This window comes from Paenibacillus sp. RC21 (genome assembly GCF_044907935.1).
GTDB classification, from domain to species: domain Bacteria; phylum Bacillota; class Bacilli; order Paenibacillales; family Paenibacillaceae; genus Paenibacillus; species Paenibacillus terrae_A.
In genome coordinates this window covers 894,474-913,993 of sequence record NZ_JBIYCS010000002.1, presented here as the reverse complement: position 1 = coordinate 913,993, position 19,520 = coordinate 894,474, and the positions used below count along the sequence as shown (strand labels likewise).

Sequence of the window (19,520 nt, the reverse complement as noted above, 5' to 3'; positions counted from 1 at the left end):
TTTGTCGTGACTGCCCCAAAAAAGAAAGCGCAAACATTTTTGTTGGCAAAGCTTAAATTAAGTGTTATTATGATGTTGGGATTGTTACTGAAAAGGCAAAACCCGAGGCATGGAATTAATATTTCCATGTGTTGGGTTTTGCCTTTTCTTTTAGAAATACAAGATTTGTGATATCCTGCACGATATGAATATCTGGCCCAGCCATAACGCAGAAAGGTGAGTGATATAAAGCCTTACAAGTGCTGAACAACAAAGATGATGACGTCAACCAACGAATCGACATCCGAAAAATGATGTCATAGGACGTGGTTAACCGACTATATCCATTTGCAAAACGGAATATCAGATCGGTTTGAGAGCACTCAAGATCATTCAGGGAAAACGTAAGGCTTTTGTCTCTTGATATGAATGCGTTTTCATAACACGAAGTTGTAAATCAAATACATTTTAATTTGATTTATGACGAAGGTTTGATCGGCTATTACCGTCTTGTGACCTATCTGAAATTTCGCCCAGCAACTAAATCCTTTTTTAAATTTTTGTGGGATAAGGGGGCAGTTAGATGATCATAGCGAAAATATTTAATAATAACGCCATAATAGCCAAAGATTCAAAAAGGGATGAATTTGTTGTTATGGGTCGAGGTATTGCGTTCAAAAAGAGTGCGGGAGAACAAGTAGAAGAGCATTTAATTGAAAAGGTCTTTGTGCTTAAACAGAAGGATGCCTCAGAGAAATTTAAATTATTGCTAGAGGATGTTCCTTCAGAATATGTTTCGTTATGCTATGACATCATTGAATATGGAAAAAGCATATTAGAGGCACAATTGAGCGATTATATATATGTTTCGCTTACAGACCACATGAACAATGCACTTAAAATGTTTGATGTAGGGCTTAAAAATGCAAATCCGTTAATCTGGGAAATTAAAAAATTTTATCCCAAAGAATTTGGGGTTGGATTAAAAGCACTGGAGTTCATTGAAGACGAAACAGGCAAATGCTTGTCAGAAGATGAAGCAGGCAATATAGCCCTTCATTTAATAAATGCTCAAGTAAACAGCTCCTACAATAAGGTAGCGGATGTTGCTCAGCAAACTCAAAAAATACAGGATATCTTAAATATTATTAAATACTCTTATAACAACACCATAGATGAACACTCAATCAGTTATGAACGTTTTATTACACATTTAAGATTCTTCTTTCAGCGATTAAATAAAAAGGAAAAAACAGAACTGGAAGACGATTTTTTGTGGAGGCAAGTGAAAGCCAAGTATAAAAAGGCTTACGGCTGTATGCTGAAGATCGAAAAATACTTGAACACGGTAATGTCAGATGAGGAAAAGCTGTATATAACGATTCATATTCAGCGTTTGACCCAAAGACAAAATTGAATAACTCTTGGATTGTTACTGGTAAAGCAGGCGAAACCAACCTAGATCGAATTTGATCTATTTGGTTTCGCCTTTTTTTATAAATACCATTATTTTGAATAGTTCAATTCCCTCGAAGACACAATATATAGGCAGTCTATACCATTGCTGAAACGCTCTCGAGATGGATGCAAAATGCCAAATACAAATAAAGGGGAAGTTACGATGAAGTATGAGACATTAGCAAAAGACATTATCAAAAATGTCGGCGGCAAGGGAAATGTGAATAGTCTAACTCATTGTGTTACACGTTTGCGTTTCAAACTAAAAGATGAAAGCAAGGCTAATACAGAGGTTTTGAAAAATATGGATGGTGTTGTTACAGTAGTAAAAAGTGGCGGACAATACCAGGTTGTTATAGGTAACCATGTACCGGAGGTTTACGCTGACGTTATTGCTTTAGGCGGTTTCTCGGAAGCGTCTTCAGAAGAGGTATCAGACGAAAAAGTGAGTTTGTTCAATAGATTCATTGATACGATTTCAGGTGTATTTACACCAACGCTTGGTGTCCTGAGTGCCACGGGTATGATTAAGGGCTTCACTGCCTTATTTGTAGCTTTGGGCTTGCTTACCACAACATCAGGTACCTATCAAATTCTCAATGCTTTAGGTGATTGTTTGTTCTACTTCTTTCCTATTTTCCTGGGGTATACGTCGGCCAAAAAGTTCAATGCCAACATTTTTATAGGTATGGCCATAGGGGCATCTCTTGTTTATCCGACATTTAGCACGATAACAGCCTCGGGCAAACCGCTATACACTTTATTTGGCGGAACCATATTTGAATCTCCGGTATATTTAACATTTCTGGGCATTCCGGTCATTCTGATGAGCTATGCGTCAACCGTTCTTCCGATTATCATATCCACCTATGTAGGCTCAAAAATAGAAAACTTCTTTAAAAAGGTTATCCCTAGCGTAGTGAGAACATTTTTGGTTCCGTTTTTCACCTTGTTAGTTATTGTTCCATTAGCACTGATCGCAATTGGACCTCTCTCAACTTGGGCTGGTCAGCTGCTGGGAGCAGGAACCCTCTTTGTGTATAACTTAAGTCCGATTATTGAAGGTATAATCATGGGCGCTTTCTGGCAAGTATTTGTTATTTTTGGATTACACTGGGGACTTGTTCCTATCGCTATGAACAACTTAGCAGTGCTTAAATTCGATCCGATCCTTGCTGCGACGCTTGGAGCTTCCTTTGCTCAGACGGGTGTTGTGCTGGCGATTCTGCTTAAAACAAAAAATGTAAAGCTAAGATCACTTTCCATTCCAGCTGTCATCTCGGGGATTTTTGGTGTTACAGAACCAGCTATTTACGGGATTACATTACCACGTAAGAAGCCATTTATTTTAAGTTGTATAGCGGCTGCAGTAGGTGGCGGTATTATAGGAATGATGGGAACTAAAGGGTACATCATTGGCGGATTGGGTATTTTCGCCATTCCGAGCTATATCAGTCCGGCAGGAATAGACAGCGGATTTTATGGAGCTGTTATTGGTATCCTGGTAAGCTTTGTATTAGGCTTCCTGCTTATGTTCTTTAGCGGATTTAAAGATGATGAAGTGAAAGAAGCGAACAAGGAAGACAGCACAACAGGAGCAGCTAAAGGAGAAATTTTAGTCAAACAAGAGACTGTGATGAGTCCGTTAAAAGGTGAAGTGAAACCTTTATCTGAAGTCACGGACGAAGCCTTTTCGACAGGTGCACTGGGAAAAGGGATTGCCATTGAACCTTCGGAAGGTAAGGTCGTTTCACCTGTAGATGGCGTATTAACATCATTATTTTCGTCAGGGCATGCGATCGGAATTACCAGTGATCACGGTGTTGAAGTCCTTATCCATGTAGGCAAGGATACGGTCAAATTAAAAGGCAAACACTTTTATCCTAAAGTAAAACAGGGGGATGCTGTTAAAAAAGGTCAGCTGCTCATGGAGTTTGATATGGAAGCGATCAAAGAGGCTGGCTATGTTCTGACCACACCTGTAATCGTTGCCAATACTGCGAATTACCTGGATGTAATTGAAACAGAGAAGAAGTCGATTGAGTATCAAGAGGATTTATTGACGGTTGTAGTCTAATTCTGATAATGAGCTTAGGCTTCCGACGCGGTTTTTGTACGAAGCCATTGGAGGGAGCCTAAGCAGATAAAATGTTGAGGAGGAATTAAACAATGAAAAACACAACTAATTTGGAGTTTCCGCAAGGATTTTTATGGGGAGGGGCTACGGCTGCTAACCAATTTGAAGGTGGATATAACGAAGACGGTAAGGGATTGAGCACCGCCGATGTAATTACAGCTGGGACACATACGACTTCCCGAAGAATTACACCTGTATTGGAAGAAGGAATGAACTATCCAAGTCACGAGGCTATTGATTTCTTCCATCACTATAAAGAGGATATCCGTTTATTTGCAGAAATGGGTTTCAAGGTCTTTAGAATGTCCATTGCCTGGTCAAGAATATTTCCTAACGGAGATGATACAGAGCCGAATGAGCAAGGCTTACAGTTCTATGATCGTGTATTTGCAGAATTGAAAAAGTATAATATCGAGCCTTTGGTTACGATCTCACATTACGAAGCGCCGTTTAATCTAACTCAAAAATATAATGGCTGGTCAGATCGCAGAGTCGTCGATTTTTATGTGAGATATTGTGAAGTGCTTTTTAACAGATACAAAGATGTCGTGAAATACTGGTTAACCTTTAATGAAATCAATATCTTAACCTTGTCTTTTGGCGCGTTCATGGCTGGAGCTATGATGCCGGAGGGGAATGGAGAGCTTGCCCATGCTACAGTGAAGGATGAGCAGGTTCTGTATCAAGCTTTGCACCATCAATTTATTGCCAGCGCAAAGGCAGTAAAGCTGGGTCATGCAATCAACAAGGACTTTAAAATCGGCTGTATGATTGCTTATATGTGTTCGTATCCACTTACATGTCATCCTGATGATTTACTGCTGGCCCAACAAAAGGATAACTTGAGCAACTTCCTGTGTTCAGATGTTCAAGTAAGAGGAGCCTATCCCGGATTTGCCAAGCGATATTTTAAAGAAAATAATATTGATATCGCCATGCAAGAAAATGATGAGAATATCCTTAAAGAAGGCTGTGTGGATTTCTATACCTTCAGTTATTATTCATCTACTTGTGTCAGTGCCGATCCCAACCAGGAGAAGGTGGGAGGGAATTTATCCATGGGATTAAAGAATCCTCATTTGAAAGCAAGTGCTTGGGACTGGCAGATCGATCCACAGGGATTAAGATGGTCCCTCAATAACATTTATAACCGATATGAAATCCCATTAATGGTTGTTGAAAATGGTCTCGGTGCCGTAGATACAGTGGAAGAAGACGGTTCAATTAGCGATGATTATCGAATTGACTATCTGAAACAACACATTGAGCAAATGAAAGAAGCGATTGCTGATGGGGTAGACTTGATAGGCTATACTCCGTGGGGATGTATTGATCTGGTAAGTGCAGGAACCGGTGAAATGAAAAAGCGTTATGGCTTCATTTACGTTGATAAGGATAATGAAGGCAACGGTACACTTGCCAGATCCAGAAAGAAGAGTTTCTATTGGTACAAGAACGTGATAGAAACGAATGGAGAGCAGTTGGATTAAATCTTAAATCCTAATGCCTGATTTGCGAGTGGAGAGAACCCAAAAACGGGTCTTAAAAAATATATACAGCCAGCGCGTGCCAATGTTCAATCGGTACGCGCTGTTTGAATTTATTATGAAACGAAAACAATCTTTTTCCAGTAGTAACAGAAAACATGCGAAAATTCTCGGCAGTGATAACTTACATGAAACTACCTAAAAGAAAATGAACATGGTATACGTATGAAGAAAATGAATTGTATTTTTAAATTGACTAAACACATTGGATGAAAATGTCGAAATATAAGATAGGGCATATATCAAAATAAAAGGAAGTGGATACATATTATGAATCAAGTAGAAGCTGTTTTGGCCGCTATGCCGTTTATCAAAGAAGCTGCACGACAAGATGTTTCAATTTCTGTAATGGATGGAGAAAAGTTTCTGTTCTTTCAATCAGGTAAAAGTTTAGTGTATGACTTCAAAGCAGGCGACCCTCTTCCTGACGTCCACAGAAACTTCAAAATGTTAGTGGGTGGTGAAAAGACCAGAGAGCGTTATGCTGCTGAAGTTTTTGGAATCGCTGCTGATTCATATTTTCATCCGATTAAGAATGAACAGAATGAAATTGCGGCTGTAATGTGTATTACCTATAGTATGGATAATCAAGATCAATTGAAGAAGTTGATGACTCAAGCTGAGGAGGTTACCAGCAAGCTAGTTGAAGGGATTCAGCATGTGGCGGCCCATTCGGAGGAGCTTAGTGCGACAGCCGAAGAAATCTTGAGCAATACGAAACAGGCGGTTGAAGATTCCGGTAACGTGACTGAAGTGGCCGGCTACATTAAGGAAATTTCAGAGCAGACAAACTTGCTTGGATTAAATGCAGCAATTGAAGCAGCCCGGGTGGGTGAGGCAGGAGCGGGTTTTGGCGTTGTCGCTACAGAAATCCGCAAAATGTCTACGGGCACAAAGGAAGCAACTGGACGAATTGAACAGTCCTTGCAAGCTGTCAGACAATCGGTTTATAACATGGAACAAGAGATCACGCAGATTGCAGTTTCCTCCCAAGAGCAAGCCAAGCTTGTAACGGAATTTATGAATGTTATTGATCAATTAAATGTAACCAACCACGGCTTGAGAGGGTTAGTAGAAAAAATAACGGATGATGTTGACGCAGAATAAAGCATGAAAAAAGTCTCGGTCTGTGAAATGTGCATTCCGTAATGGAAGTGTAGATCACAGGCCGAGACTTTTTTCTAATAGTCAGTCATTATGAGTAATGTTTGTTTAACAGTGCAGTATCATAATACTCTTCGAAAGATTTAATTTTATTGTTTTCAAATTTAAAGATCTGTACATAGATTCCGTTGTATTTTATTTTTTTGTCTTCTCCCCATGCTCCATTCGCTGTGATATCAATGTGGCTGCGTGTTTTTGTCACAATCGTGTTAGGATTTTCTCCGACCATAAACTCATCAATTGTCCATTCGAATGTCCCTTTCATATCATTAAAAATGGGATTAAAGAAACCTTTTACGGCATCCCAGCCTTCTTGAACAGAATCGTGCAAAACAGCCACATCATCAGTCGTAAATGGGGTAATGACAACCGGATTATCTTCAACCCACAGAGAATAAAATTTGTCCGTGTCCCCTAGGTATAAAGAAAAAAAGTCGATAATGACATCCATATTCTTTTTAGCAACTTCATTTTCGCTGCTGAATGAAGCATTAATAGTTACATTTTTAATTTTTTTTGGATTCATTTTGTCATTCTCCTTTATGAAAAAGATATTGAGTGGCTCCAGCAAAATCTACTTGTATATCTTGCCCGCTAATATAGCTGGATAAGCTACTATTTATTAATAATAACGCATTTGCTTGATCCTCGGGAGTAGCAATTCCTGCGACGGAGGTAAAATCTTCAGATATCACTTTTTTAAATATGATATTAAAATCTTCAGTCATGGCTGTGTTTGTTGCACCTGGAGATATTGTATTTATTCTAATATGCTGCTCTGAATAAGCCATTGCCACATATTTCACCCAGGCCACGAGTGCCTCTTTTGATAAAAAGTAAACTCCGTTTTCTTCCGTTTTCTGTGCCATTACCTTTTCATCAGACAAATGGCTATCCAGCCAGTTTTGTGCTTCTTCATAGGTCTTACAAGAAATAAGCGGCAGCAAAATTTCCTTTTTTGCTTCCCAAGCAAAAGCAGCTACAGAAGCTACAATAGCAATGGCGGAATGTGGATTTAATTTTTCTTTAATTAGCTCAACAAAATGCTTGACTCCAACAAAATTAATATTCATGACTTGTTTAGGGGTAAATGTTTTTCCAGCATAAGAGGTTCCAGCAATGCCCGCACAGTTAAAAACGAAATCGACTGTATCAGGTAATGCGCCTACTGCTTGTTCAATTGATATTTTACTTCCCATATCGATAGGGATGTATTGTTTTACTTTAAACTGAGGTTCCTTGATATCCAGCGCGTAAACCTGTGCGCCCAGTCCAATTAATTTTTGTGCCGTTGCTTTACCGATTCCAGTTGCACATCCTGTAATGACTACTACTTTTCCGTTGTAGCCCAAATCTGTCAAGTTACTGCTCATCGGAACGCCTCCTTAATTATTCGTGATTATATTCACATAATTAGTATAAAATATAGGTAATTAAATAATAATAGACTGATTTTTGAGAGTGTTAAAAATTTAGACAGATGCTCAATAGTGTACAATATAAAATAAAACATCTTGCGAGGGCCTAACATGATTCGAAAAACAACTCCTAAGGAACTTCTTGCTGAATCCTTGATAGACTTAGCCAAAAAACATCCGATCCAGTCGATCACCGTAACGGATATTACTGATAATTGCCAGGTCAGCAGGCAGATGTTCTATTATCATTTTTCAAGTAAATATGATTTAATTTCATGGATTTATAGTGATAAGGCAGATAAAATTATTGAACAATATATAGAGAAAGAGTCTTGGGGACGTGTTGCCGGGAGAATTGTAGAGTTTATTAAAGAGGATTATATCTATTTTAAAAAAGCTTTTGACGATGATACTCATTTGTCTTTTTATAATAATATTTTTGACTATACTGTTGAATGCCACACCAAATATATACTTAAGAAAACCAATAGTACTTCGTTGCCTCCAGACATCCTTTTCGCTATCAGATTCAACGCATATGGGGGAGTGAATGTGACGAAAGACTGGCTTGAGAATGGCATGAAGGAATCTCCGGAAGAATTGGGTGAACTAATATTCTCAGCGATGCCCTTGCCTATAAAAAAGCATTTTTATTTAGATTGATAACCTGACTAAAAGTTATAAATCTGACTCTCCAGTCTTCATTTTACTTGGATGTGAGTTAGTATAGAGAAAGGATAAAAGAAGAAAGAAAGGCAGTCATGAAATGGATATTCAATTAGATAAAGCTCCCTGTGGATATTTTTCGATCTCGGACTCAGGCCTCATTTAATCGGTGAATCAAACTTTTTTGGATATGCTACTTTATGACCGTAGTGAATTGCTCGGACGGCCTAATGCGCAAGTGTTATGCAACAGGAAGGTCTTGAAAACAATACTCTTCTTCATTACTATGAGCCATATCCGACCCAGTTTTCTTCCAGTGGACAAATGATTGAACTACAGTTTGCGCTTTCAGGTCAACGTCATGTGGATGTGGCTGGTCTGGATTATACACTCCCGAAGGGGCAAGGGGCACTTATTTTTCTGCAGGATGTCAAAGCCTGGTTTCATCCTCCATTTAATGAGCAATATACATCATTTGCACTCGGCATCCCTGTTTCGTTGTTTAACTATGCGACCTCACAGTTGGTAGCTCGTCAGCAGGTAGCCATTGAATTTAATCAAATTCTTAAGGGAGCTGCATATGGCCCGGCAAATCCTTGAATCCAGCATGATTGATCCTCCCTCACTGATCACATTATCCAAGAAAGTTGGCCTAAACGATTTTAAATTAAAAAAGGGGTTCAAGGCTTGTTTTGGAACTACTGTATTTGAATATTTGCGTCACATTTGTCTGGACTATGCGATGAAGCTGCTACGAACTCAAGAAAGCAATGTGACAGAAGCAGCGATGGCTGTAGGATACAGTAATGTGAGTGCATTTTCAGAGCAATTTTTCCGCGAATACGGAGTGAAGCCATCATCCATAAAGAAAGTATTTTTAAACTAAAATCCGTTTAACCGTAGAATAATCCGTATATAGGCAGCAGGGTTTTGCTATCACTCGTATACTTCTGCATAGAGAGAATCTATAACAGAGGAGTGTACGAGGATGAATAGAATAAAAGGGAGCATCTTTTTTAGTGTATTTGTGGCTATGCTAGGGCTCATGCTTATTGCTCCAATTATGCCGCCCCTCATTCGTGAATTAGGATTAAGAGAAAGTCATTCCGGGTTAATCATTTCGCTGGGTTCCATTACCATGGTCCTAATGGCTCCAGTATGGGGAAATCTGAGTGATGCAAAAGGACGCAAACCTGTAATCCTGATTGGGTTCATAGGGATGTGTGTAAGTTGCTTGCTATTTACGCTTACTCTTTTTGGCGGGTTAAATGGATGGCTCAGCGGGTGGCTGTTATTAGTCCTGCTGATTGTTACACGCGGTTTGATAGGCGGGTTTATCCCGGCGGTATTGTCATCTTCCCAAGCCTATATGGGAGATGTGACGGAGGGAGAAGATCGAGGTACTGGGATGGCTATCATTAGCGCAGCCAATGGGCTTGGACTGGTATTTGGGCCCGCTATTGCAGGTGCCTTTACTTTAATAGGGCTGTTATGGCCCTTATATTTTGGGATCGTGATTGCCGCTGTTGCATTTGTAGTGGCTCTGCTGGCGATTCCCGCTGCCAAACCCGTTATTCAGCAAAAGCCGGCTCGGATTAACCCATTTCAGTCTGGACTACGGATGTATTTGTTTGCAGGTTTGGTTACGATGATTAGTATTGTGACCATCCAGGTTATAGGCGGATTTTATTTGCAAGATCAATTAGGCCTTTCATCCGAAGAAACAGCAAGAGTCGTTTCCTTTGGGCTCATGTTTTCCGGGGCAGCCATGTTGATTGTACAGATCGTTCAGATGAAATGGCTTAAATGGCAGCCTAAGCCGATGATTTTGCTTGGTTCTCTGTTCCTGATTACGGGAATGGGATTATTTCTGGTGTCAACCAGCTTGATCGTTTACTATGCAGCGTTCTTTATGTTTGGTATAGGTACGGGCTTGCTAATGCCCGGCTTTATGGCTGGTGCTTCTCTGTCTGTCAGTAAAGAACAGCAAGGGGGAGCCGCTGGTTTAGTGGCTGCTGTTCAGGGCATTTCTGCGATCATTGCTCCTATTTTGACGACGACTCTGTATCGGGTGGACAAATATATTCCCTTTGCGTTTATAGCGGTTCTGGTAGCTGTTATGGCCGTCATTCTGTTGGGGGTAAGAAAAGGAAAAAGTGATCAGATCATGTGATCAGCAAATAGGTTTCCCGTAGGCAAACAGCGGGAAGCCTATTTCGCTTGCTCTGTAGTTAAAAAGTCTTAATGTTCCTATTCATCACTGTATAATCCACGCGGGCTCTTTGTCATTATTTTTTCAACGATAGTGATGGGAAAGGCTGGAGATTTTCAGGAACAAAAGGTCTGATGTTTACTCGTACATCTTGGTAAGATCCTTCAGGGAGGTAATTGTACTTCCTTCCCCAAGGGCCCCGAATTTCCACTCACTTCCATAGCGGTATACCTCACCTACACGTATACTGCACATTCCCTTATAGTCGTCCGTCAAATTGAACCGGAGAATCTCTTCTGCATGGGTCGTATCGACCATTCGAATATAAGCGTTGTCTACCATACTGAAATCCTTACTACGGCCAAAACTAAAAAAACGGAAGATATTCACAATAAATACGACCTTGTGCACATCCTGAGGTAGTTGGTGGAGGGACACCGTAATGACTTCATCATCGCCGTCACCATGTCCTGTCAAGTTGTCACCACTATGTACGACGGCTCCACAAGGACTGTTTTTATTGCCGAAATACACTAAATTTCCCCTTTTATCCAGCTTGCCGTTCTCATTGAGAAGAAGGGCTGACGCATCAATATCCATCGTTCTACCCTTCATAGGGTCCCAACCAAGCCCTACATTAAGCACGGATAAGTGCGGATTGTTCTTTGTCAGGTCTACCTTCTGCCCTTTAACTAGATTAATACCCAAAACGGTTCCTCCCGCTAGCAATATTTGGTCCTACCCTGAAATTGTAGCACAATTATCGCAAAATAGCCTAAAAGAAACCGCTTCAGACGTATGCTGCCGCTCCGGGCTTTTTGTCATGTATTACGATAACAAGTATTTCTTTTTTGTCCACTTTTTGGTTCATATTCTACCCTTGGATATAGTATTAGTGTCATACCTTACTTTTTATATGGCTTACGTTTTTTGCAGGTAGATTCATGAAGGTATATTTACAGTGAAAAAGTAAGTTTATTACATTGACAAAATCGACAAAAGACTGCTAGAATCGTAAAAACAATTAAACAAAGCAGAATACTATGATATGAGTGAATATCCACCTTTTGGTAGAATCAAGGAGTCGTCGCTTATGTTTCAGCCAGCACATGTTTTGAAATATGCCTCGATTGAGGAAGCCCTCTCCAGTCAGCCCAGAAAATCAGTTGCAAAAATTGACGATACCTACCAGGATGTTCCCGCCATTTTTTTTCTGATTAAAGGTTATGAAGAAGGCCCAACAGTATGGATTCAGGCTGCTCTGCATGGAGATGAATACGATGGAATCGTAGCTTGCATTCATCTAATAGAGCATCTTGATGTGAACTGTTTGAAGGGGAATATTATCGTTTGTCCGATTACCAACCCGAGCGCTTTTCAGGCCGGAACCAATGAAAGTCCGCTGGACGGCGTTAATTTGAACCGGGTGTTTCAGCAGGAACGGACAGACACGTATTCCTATCGTTACGGAGAATGGCTTGCTCAGAAGATCACGTCTTCGGCCCATTTCTTCATTGATCTGCACGGGGGAGGCAAATATCTGGACGTATGCCCGTTTGCTATGGTGGCCAGCGATCAGACTTTGGCCTATGAAGCCGCTTTGGCAGCGTTAAAGGCTGTGAATCTGACGGCTATCTATACGTGTGAATCCCGGGCCAAGGGGATGCTGATCAATGAGGTTTGTAAATATGGAATTCCTGCTGTGCTGCTGGAAAGCGGAGGCGGTTCGCATTGGACAGAGGAAGGGGTTGCCGCAAACCAACAGTCTCTGTATGCTATTCTCGCTGAACTGCACATACTGGCGGGTACGCCCGCTTCGGTTGTGGGGAAGGGCGACGCGCACCGTGTTACCAAAATTGAAGAATTAAGGTTTGAAGCTTCCGGTTTACAGAGATTCAGGGCGTCGGCAGGTGACGAGGTCAAGCTTGGCGATCCGCTGATCGAAGTCCTGTCTTTCCCTGAATACGAAACGCACCGGATTATTTGTCCCGTAGATCACGCTGTTATCCTGTCCATTCATACGGCATCGGTCGTTCATCAACACGATTATGCCGTCATGCTGGGGATTATTGAATAGAAATTTATTTTGGGGGTTATACATCATGAAAAAGTCCAAGCTGCTAGTTATTTTGACCCTGTTATCCATCATCGTTGCAGGCTGTTCTACGACCAGTACGACACAACCTGCACAGGATGGGAAGTTGGAAATTACCATCGGGAGAGCGTTTGACATTAACGGGCTTGATCCCGGCTTTCTGACGGAAAATGCGCAAGTTGTAGATAATATTTTTGACACTTTGGTAAAACGGGATGACAAGGAGCAATTGGTTCCCGGTCTGGCTACAAGCTGGAGTCAAGTGAACGACACGACCTGGGAGTTCAAGCTGCGCAAAGGCGTTACGTTTACCAATGGCGAGCCGTTTAATGCGGACGTCGTAAAATATACGATCGACCGGGTGCTGAATCCCAAAAATAACGCTCCGACCGCAAGTTACATTTCGACAATTAAAGAAGTTAAAGTGGTGGACGAATATACTGTTCATGTCATTACGAAAAAAGCGGACCCGTTAGTTCCGACCCGCTTTAACCGCTATCCGACTGAAATGGTTCCTCCGAAGTATGCAGAAGAAGCCGGACAGGAGCAATTTGCTCAAAAACCGGTTGGCACCGGGCCTTACCAATTTGTGAAATGGGATAAAGGCAGCAGCGTCGAGCTGGAAGCCAACAAAAATTACTGGGGCGGCGAGCCTGCGGTGAAAAAGGTGACGTTCCGTTCGATTCCGGAAGCTTCCACACGGGTAAGCGCCCTGCTGAATGGCGAGGTGGACATTATTACCGCAGTTTCGCCTGAGGATCGGGACAAGGTGACTTCTTCCTCCACAGCCAAGCTGTCCACGGTGGAAAGAGCAGGCAATACCGTGTATGTGGGCTTGAAAACGGATAAGGCTCCTTTTAACAATAAAAAGGTCAGACAGGCACTGAACTATGCTATTGATGTAAAATCCATCGTGAAAAATGTATTGAAGGATGCGGCTGTCGAAACGAACAGCCTGATTGGGCCAAAAGATTTCGGATACGCCGGCGAGTTTGATGCTTATGAATATAATCCGGAGAAGGCCAAACAGCTGTTGGCTGAGGCGGGCTATCCTAAAGGGTTCTCTATAACGCTGGATACGGTAAACTGGTACATCAAAAATACGGATGTGGCCCAGGTGATTGCCGAGCAATTGAAGGCTGTTGGTGTGAATGTCAAGGTAAATAACGTGGAAAGCTCGGTTTATCGCACGCTGATTCCATCCGGTAAGCAATCTGATATGTACGTATTGGGCTGGAGCAGCACGAACACGCTGGATGCCGATGCCGCGATCTATGCTATTCTGCGTTCCGGGGAGTCTTACTCCACCTATGCCAATCCGAGTGTGGATGCCAAGCTGGATGAAGCCAGATCGGTAACGGATGAAAACCGCCGCAAGGCTCTGTATAAGGAAATTGAACAGGAAGTACTGGAAGATGCGCCGAGAATTTTCCTGTACCAGGAGAACCAATATTATGGCGTATCCGACCGTTTGAACTGGAATGGACGTGTGGACGGCTCTATGCCGGTATCGACCATCACGGCCAACAACAAGTAAAATATGTTTTGTCAGAACATATGGGAGCTTGAATGGGAGTGTGTTTTGATTGAAACGTTATGTGTTTAGGCGCTTTTTACAATCGCTGCTGGCTGTGCTGGGTGCGGCTACCATCGTATTTTTCATTATTCGTCTATCTGGTGATCCTGCTCGTCTGATGCTGCCGCCGGAGGCCGGCGAGGAGCAGGTAGCCGCGCTGCGGGAGAGCCTGGGATTCAATCAGCCGTTATGGATGCAGTATGTGGACTATATTAAAAATCTGGTAACCGGCGATTTGGGGAACTCCTTATATTATAAGGATTCGGCCTTGAAGCTTGTACTGGAGCGAATGCCTGCGACGGTTGATCTGGCCGTTTCGGCGATTGTGATTGCGATCGTTGTCGGATTGGCAGCAGGAATCATATCTGCCTACAAAAAGAACAGCTTCATTGATTATGTGATCAGCATATGGATTTTTCTCACCCAGTCCTTGCCCGTATTCTGGATCGGTATTGTATTGATCATGATCTTTGCGGTCAATCTGCATTTGCTGCCGACCTCGGGCAACCGGGGGCTGGCATCGCTAATTTTGCCAGCAGTTACGCTGGCGGCTTATCCCATTGCTCCGATTGCCCGGACGATGCGAGCCTCTTTGATCGAGGTTATGAATCAAAGTTATATGACCACCAGTCAGGCGCAGGGATTTTCCAAGCGGCAACGGATACTCCGGCGGGGGCTGAAAAATGCCTTCCTGCCGGTTGTAACCGTCATAAGCCTGGAGTTCGGTGTGATGATCGCAGGAGCGGTTGTGACCGAAACGATCTTTTCCTGGCCGGGTGTGGGACAGCTTATTATACAGGGAGTCAGCAACCGGGACTTTCCGCTGGTGCAAGCCAGTATCCTGGTTGTCAGTATCATTTATATCCTGATCAATTTTATAACCGATTTAATATATCTCTGGATTGATCCGAGAATTAAAGTGCAATAACGAAGAGAGGAAACACAATGAAGAGAAAATCTCTGCTTCGGGGGAACGTTAAGGGAGTAGCCAGCATAACGTCACTTTGTTTTATTTTTGCATTATCGATCTTTGCTCCTTTTTTTGCCCCATTTGATCCCTATAAACAGTCATTGCAAGACATCCTGATCCCGCCGTTTAGTCATTTTAGCTCGCAATCGGGGATCAGCCTGCTGGGGACTGACCAGTTGGGCAGGGATGTACTCAGTCGTCTCTTTTATGGAGGAAGACTCTCCTTATGGATGAGTTTTCTTGCTGTTTTTATCGCTGGTATATTGGGCAGTGTCATTGGCATTATTTCAGGGTATTACGGCGGCAAAGTGGATGCTCTCATGATGCGGCTTGCTGATATTCAAATGTCCATTCCAAGTATGCTAATGGCAATTGTTATGGTTGCGGTTCTCGGGTCAGGCTTGACGAATATCGTTATTGTCCTTTCTATTACGGGATGGGTTACTTTTGCGAGGGTGGTCCGAAGTCAGGTGCTGTCGCTCAAGGAACTGGAGTATGTCGAGGCGGCGAAGGCGATGGGAGTCTCCGACTTTACGGTGATGCGCAGACATATTTTTCCCAACACCTTATTTACAATTGTTACGCAGGCCGCGCTCCAGATGTCCCATATGATCTTGTTGGCGGCATCGCTCAGCTTTCTGGGCCTGGGTGTAGATGTGTCAACCCCGACATGGGGAGGCATGATTAATGATGGCAAAAATTATATCAGCTCCGCATGGTGGCTTTCTACACTGCCGGGTATCGTCATTGCTTTCGTAATCTTGACTATCAATTTATTCAGTGACTGGTTGAGAGACAAGGCCGAAATTTAAAGCTGGAGGGAGGGATTGGATATGGTTATCATTTCCCGCGAACAGATTGTACAAAGCGGTATTACCGATGCAAGGGCGGCACAGCACATCATTGAGCGCACCTTTATACAAAAGGCTGCTGGCAATGCGGCGGGTGCGCAGGAAATTGCCATGATTCCGGACAGTCTCGAAGCAGGAGCCTTTTATTCCTTGCCGGCTTATTTAAAAGAGGAAGGTGTGGCAGGCATCAAATGGACCTCGCATGTTCCTAAAGCTTCTGGCAACCAGCCTTACACGCATCCGCTTATTATATTGAATGATTTGCAGACAGGCGTACCTGAAGCTTTGCTGGAAGGCGAGCTGGTCAGCGGATTAAGGACGGCAGCGGTGTCGGCGACAGCCATCAAATACTTGGCCGACCCCATGGCAACGTCTCTGCTTATCTGCGGTTCGGGGTTTCAGGCGAATCATCAGTTGAAGGGTGTACTACCCTTTTTGCCTCATTTGAAAGAAGTACACATATGGAGCCGGAATGCTGCACATGCGGATCGAATGAACCGGGATGTGGCGGATTTGCTCCAAAGCTTGAATATAACCGGCCGTGTGCATAAGGAGCTGCCCGGCTGTTTGGATTTTGCCCAGATCATCATTGGCGCCACTTCTGCGGCCACCCCTTATTTGCATTCCGACCATTTTGTTAATGGACATTTATATTTGCACATTGGGATGCGGGATATTGATTCCCCGGCGGTTGCACAATTCGATGAAATTATCTGTGATGACTTTCGCGGAGGGGTCATGACGAGCAGTCAGTCGCTTTTCCGGTTGGCCAGAGAGGATGATGGGCTGGAGCGTAAAGTAACGCTGCTGGAACATATTTTGTTGAAAAAGGCGGCGCTCAGGCAAAATGCCGGACAAAAGCTGATGTTCAACGGATTTGGCTTGTCCATATTCGATCTGGCTCTGGCTCAGGCCGTATTGAAGCAGCTGCAAGCGCAGGAACCTTCTGCCTTGCCGACATTCCCTTTGTTCAAGGAGATACACCATGGCGGGAAATAAAATCGTTGAAGTAAAAAATTTACAAATTGATTTTGAAAAAAATCAACAAGTGACCTCCGTTTTTTCCAGCTTGTCCTTTGACATCTATGAGGGAGAAATGGTTTGTCTGGTAGGCGAGTCCGGCAGCGGTAAAAGTGTAACGGCCAAAGCAATTATGCAGTTGCTGCCGATACCTACCGTGACGTATTCAGGCGGTCAAATCCTGTTTAACGGACAAGATTTGTTGAAGCTGAGCGAGAAGGAAATGGTTAAAATCCGCGGGAAGCAGATGGCGATGGTGTTTCAGGACGCGCTGAGCGCATTGAATCCTGTTTATACCATTGGAACGCAGATGGTTGATGTCATCCGTTTACACGCATCCACTAAAATGGGCAAAAAAGCTGCGCTGGAGCAGGCCAAAGAGCTGCTGCGGCAGGTGGAAATCCGTAACGTGGATGAAGTGGTAAATCAGTATCCGTTTCAACTGTCCGGCGGGATGAGACAGCGGGTTATGATTGCGATGGCCCTGTCCTCCAAGCCGCAGTTATTGCTGGCGGACGAGCCGACAACGGCTTTGGACGTGACCGTTCAGGCTCATATTTTGAAGCTGATCCGCAGGCTGAAGGAGCAGTATGCCATGACCATATTGTTCATTACGCATGATTTGGGCGTTGTCTATGAGATGGCGGACAGGGTCATCGTAATGAAGCAGGGAGAATTGGTGGAGGAAGGAACCAAGACAGACATTTTCTCTGATCCCAAGCATCCCTATACCAAACAACTGTTGAACAGTATGCCGCGAATTTATTTTAAAGACGTGTTGTAAAGACTGTTACAGAAGGAAGGGGAGTGGAGTCATGAGTCGGCCGATTTTAGAGGTTGCGCATTTGAATAAAAGCTACAGAACGAAAAGCAATACCGATTTTGCTGCGGTAAAGGATGTTTCATTTTCCTTGATGAAAGGGGAAACACTGGGCATTGTTGGGGAGTCGGGCAGTGGGAAAACGACTGTAGCCAAAATGATTGCAGGCATGATTCCTGTGACATCAGGCGATATCTCTCTGGATGGCGAGCGTCTAAGCGGAACGAGGACCCGTTCCAAGGCTACGAAACGGAATATTCAGTATATTTTTCAGGACCCGGTTTCTTCCCTGAATCCGAGATTGCAAATTAAGGATATTTTGGCTGAGCCGTTAAAATTATATTTTAGTCTCACGAAGCAGGAGATAAACACCCGTATTGATGATCTGTTGAATGATGTCGGATTACCAAATGCGTACAGGGAGCGTTATCCCAAGGAATTGTCCGGGGGACAGTGCCAGCGTGTCGGTATTGCCCGTGCGCTGGCGGCTGAGCCAACGATTATAGTCTGTGATGAGCCGACCTCTGCCCTGGATATGACAATTCAATCTCAAATTTTGGAGCTGTTAAAAGACTTGCAGCAGAAATGGGGCATTTCTTATCTGTTCATCGCGCACGGGCTGGAGGTTATTTATAGCATTTCCAATCGGGTCATGGTGATGAAGCAGGGGGAGGTCGTGGAGTTTGGGGCGACAGACGAGATTTTCAACCGTCCCGAGCATGCTTATACACAGTCTTTGATCAACGCTATTCCGCAAATACAAATCCCGTATTTTAATTAATATTTTGAAGGAGGAGTTACCTATGAGCATTGTACCTTTACTGCAGGTGGAGGATATGTCCCCGGAAGCCAAAGACTTTTATGAGGAAAGATCCAAGAACGGAAGAATCACCAATATGGTGAAGACTTTACTGTATTCGATGCCGTCCTTTCGTGCGATGGAATTTTACCCAGTTCGAAACGAATTGCAAAAAATTATCGGAAGCCGGGCCATTTACTTTTACTGCTATGCCATTTCCACGGAAAATGACTGCCTGGTTTGTTCCACCTATCATGCCAAGCTGCTTAGAGATTTGAATCTTACTTTTGAACAATTTGAATTTACAGAGATTGAAAAAATATTGATCGATTATGGCAGAGGTTTGGTTAATAATCCCAACCATATCGAAGACCGGATTTATGAAGATTTGAAGCGTCATTTTTCCAATGAGGAAATTGTGCTGATTACAACAGTCGGGTGCAAAATGATCGCTTCCAATATTTTTAACGAAGCGATGAAAGTGGACCTAGATGAGTATTTATTTGAAGTTGAATTTGACAAAAATATTCTCCCGACCAAGTCGTAACCAAATAAATGAATATTTCAAAAAGATCCTTTGTCCTGTTGGACAAAGGATCTTTTTGCATTATACACACAGTAATCTGGTAACACAGTATCGCTATACTGTAGTGACGTTAGTTATATGACATTATTTTGCTGAATTCAAATATTAAAGTTACATATGATGTAACTTTAGTGCGTGAACGACAAAATTCGTCATTTTTTTTAGTTATTCAGGACGTGGTTCCTTCTCCTGTTCCTTAGTACAATTAATCAAAATAACAAG

The 19,520-nt window shown here is 42.8% G+C and carries 19 protein-coding genes; 16 read left to right on the top strand and 3 right to left on the bottom strand.

Going from position 1 to position 19,520, the window contains the following annotated elements; translation table 11 throughout:
- The first annotated feature begins 562 nt into the window (after nucleotides 1-562).
- The 4 genes from licT (at nucleotide 563) to ABIA61_RS09415 (ending at nucleotide 6,228) form a co-directional block, all read left to right on the top strand.
- The gene (gene licT, locus ABIA61_RS09430; RefSeq protein WP_404521171.1) at nucleotides 563-1,396 is read left to right on the top strand and encodes a BglG family transcription antiterminator LicT; all 834 of its coding nucleotides are present in this window, start codon (nucleotides 563-565) and stop codon (nucleotides 1,394-1,396) included.
- Between the two features lie 204 nt (nucleotides 1,397-1,600).
- Nucleotides 1,601-3,514, top strand: coding sequence for a beta-glucoside-specific PTS transporter subunit IIABC (locus ABIA61_RS09425; RefSeq protein WP_404521173.1), 1,914 nt, complete (start codon nucleotides 1,601-1,603; stop codon nucleotides 3,512-3,514).
- Nucleotides 3,515-3,606: 92 nt separating this feature from the next.
- The gene (locus tag ABIA61_RS09420; protein ID WP_404521175.1) at nucleotides 3,607-5,064 is read left to right on the top strand and encodes a glycoside hydrolase family 1 protein; all 1,458 of its coding nucleotides are present in this window, start codon (nucleotides 3,607-3,609) and stop codon (nucleotides 5,062-5,064) included.
- A gap of 327 nt (nucleotides 5,065-5,391) precedes the next feature.
- The gene (locus tag ABIA61_RS09415) at nucleotides 5,392-6,228 is read left to right on the top strand and encodes a methyl-accepting chemotaxis protein (protein WP_283652722.1); all 837 of its coding nucleotides are present in this window, start codon (nucleotides 5,392-5,394) and stop codon (nucleotides 6,226-6,228) included.
- Between the two features lie 88 nt (nucleotides 6,229-6,316).
- On the opposite strand, the gene ABIA61_RS09410 is transcribed toward ABIA61_RS09415, so the two are convergent.
- Both ABIA61_RS09410 and ABIA61_RS09405 read right to left on the bottom strand, forming a co-directional pair.
- Nucleotides 6,317-6,811: a nuclear transport factor 2 family protein gene (locus tag ABIA61_RS09410; RefSeq protein WP_283652721.1), complete on the bottom strand. Its 495-nt coding sequence runs from the start codon at nucleotides 6,809-6,811 to the stop codon at nucleotides 6,317-6,319.
- Between the two features lie 4 nt (nucleotides 6,812-6,815).
- Complete coding sequence (locus tag ABIA61_RS09405; RefSeq protein WP_404580626.1) at nucleotides 6,816-7,658, bottom strand: SDR family oxidoreductase; 843 nt, start codon at nucleotides 7,656-7,658, stop codon at nucleotides 6,816-6,818.
- 156 nt (nucleotides 7,659-7,814) lie between these two features.
- Between ABIA61_RS09405 and ABIA61_RS09400 the strand changes: the two genes are divergently transcribed.
- The 4 genes from ABIA61_RS09400 (at nucleotide 7,815) to ABIA61_RS09385 (ending at nucleotide 10,542) form a co-directional block, all read left to right on the top strand.
- A complete protein-coding gene (locus tag ABIA61_RS09400; protein ID WP_404521178.1) occupies nucleotides 7,815-8,366 on the top strand; it encodes a TetR/AcrR family transcriptional regulator C-terminal domain-containing protein in 552 nt (183 codons plus the stop codon).
- 246 nt (nucleotides 8,367-8,612) lie between these two features.
- The gene (locus tag ABIA61_RS09395; protein ID WP_404580625.1) at nucleotides 8,613-8,969 is read left to right on the top strand and encodes a hypothetical protein; all 357 of its coding nucleotides are present in this window, start codon (nucleotides 8,613-8,615) and stop codon (nucleotides 8,967-8,969) included.
- Nucleotides 8,950-9,255 (top strand): helix-turn-helix domain-containing protein, encoded by a 306-nt coding sequence (locus ABIA61_RS09390; RefSeq protein WP_404580624.1) that lies wholly within the window; start codon nucleotides 8,950-8,952, stop codon nucleotides 9,253-9,255. The genes ABIA61_RS09395 and ABIA61_RS09390 overlap by 20 nt, the downstream gene beginning before the upstream one ends.
- A gap of 102 nt (nucleotides 9,256-9,357) precedes the next feature.
- On the top strand, nucleotides 9,358-10,542 hold the full coding sequence (locus ABIA61_RS09385; protein WP_404580623.1) for an MFS transporter: 1,185 nt from the start codon (nucleotides 9,358-9,360) through the stop codon (nucleotides 10,540-10,542).
- A 177-nt stretch (nucleotides 10,543-10,719) separates the two neighbouring features.
- Here ABIA61_RS09385 and ABIA61_RS09380 read toward each other — a convergent pair whose 3' ends face one another.
- The gene (locus tag ABIA61_RS09380; RefSeq protein WP_404521182.1) at nucleotides 10,720-11,289 is read right to left on the bottom strand and encodes a TerD family protein; all 570 of its coding nucleotides are present in this window, start codon (nucleotides 11,287-11,289) and stop codon (nucleotides 10,720-10,722) included.
- Nucleotides 11,290-11,674: 385 nt separating this feature from the next.
- Between ABIA61_RS09380 and ABIA61_RS09375 the strand changes: the two genes are divergently transcribed.
- Genes ABIA61_RS09375 through ABIA61_RS09340 form a run of 8 tightly spaced genes read left to right on the top strand, consistent with a single transcriptional unit; the run spans nucleotide 11,675 to nucleotide 19,259 of the window.
- A complete protein-coding gene (locus tag ABIA61_RS09375) occupies nucleotides 11,675-12,658 on the top strand; it encodes a M14 family metallopeptidase (RefSeq protein ID WP_404521184.1) in 984 nt (327 codons plus the stop codon).
- Nucleotides 12,659-12,683: 25 nt separating this feature from the next.
- Nucleotides 12,684-14,213: an ABC transporter substrate-binding protein gene (locus ABIA61_RS09370; RefSeq protein ID WP_283652714.1), complete on the top strand. Its 1,530-nt coding sequence runs from the start codon at nucleotides 12,684-12,686 to the stop codon at nucleotides 14,211-14,213.
- A gap of 49 nt (nucleotides 14,214-14,262) precedes the next feature.
- Nucleotides 14,263-15,180, top strand: coding sequence for an ABC transporter permease (locus ABIA61_RS09365; protein WP_283652713.1), 918 nt, complete (start codon nucleotides 14,263-14,265; stop codon nucleotides 15,178-15,180).
- Nucleotides 15,181-15,197: 17 nt separating this feature from the next.
- Nucleotides 15,198-16,034, top strand: a complete 837-nt coding sequence (locus ABIA61_RS09360; RefSeq protein ID WP_283652712.1) for an ABC transporter permease — start codon at nucleotides 15,198-15,200, stop codon at nucleotides 16,032-16,034.
- A 21-nt stretch (nucleotides 16,035-16,055) separates the two neighbouring features.
- The gene (locus tag ABIA61_RS09355) at nucleotides 16,056-17,072 is read left to right on the top strand and encodes a hypothetical protein (RefSeq protein WP_404521190.1); all 1,017 of its coding nucleotides are present in this window, start codon (nucleotides 16,056-16,058) and stop codon (nucleotides 17,070-17,072) included.
- The gene (locus ABIA61_RS09350) at nucleotides 17,059-17,877 is read left to right on the top strand and encodes an ABC transporter ATP-binding protein (protein WP_404521192.1); all 819 of its coding nucleotides are present in this window, start codon (nucleotides 17,059-17,061) and stop codon (nucleotides 17,875-17,877) included. The genes ABIA61_RS09355 and ABIA61_RS09350 overlap by 14 nt, the downstream gene beginning before the upstream one ends.
- Before the next feature lie 31 nt (nucleotides 17,878-17,908).
- Nucleotides 17,909-18,694, top strand: a complete 786-nt coding sequence (locus ABIA61_RS09345) for an ABC transporter ATP-binding protein (protein WP_404580622.1) — start codon at nucleotides 17,909-17,911, stop codon at nucleotides 18,692-18,694.
- Nucleotides 18,695-18,716: 22 nt separating this feature from the next.
- Complete coding sequence (locus ABIA61_RS09340; protein ID WP_404521194.1) at nucleotides 18,717-19,259, top strand: carboxymuconolactone decarboxylase family protein; 543 nt, start codon at nucleotides 18,717-18,719, stop codon at nucleotides 19,257-19,259.
- The last annotated feature ends 261 nt before the right edge of the window (nucleotides 19,260-19,520 follow it).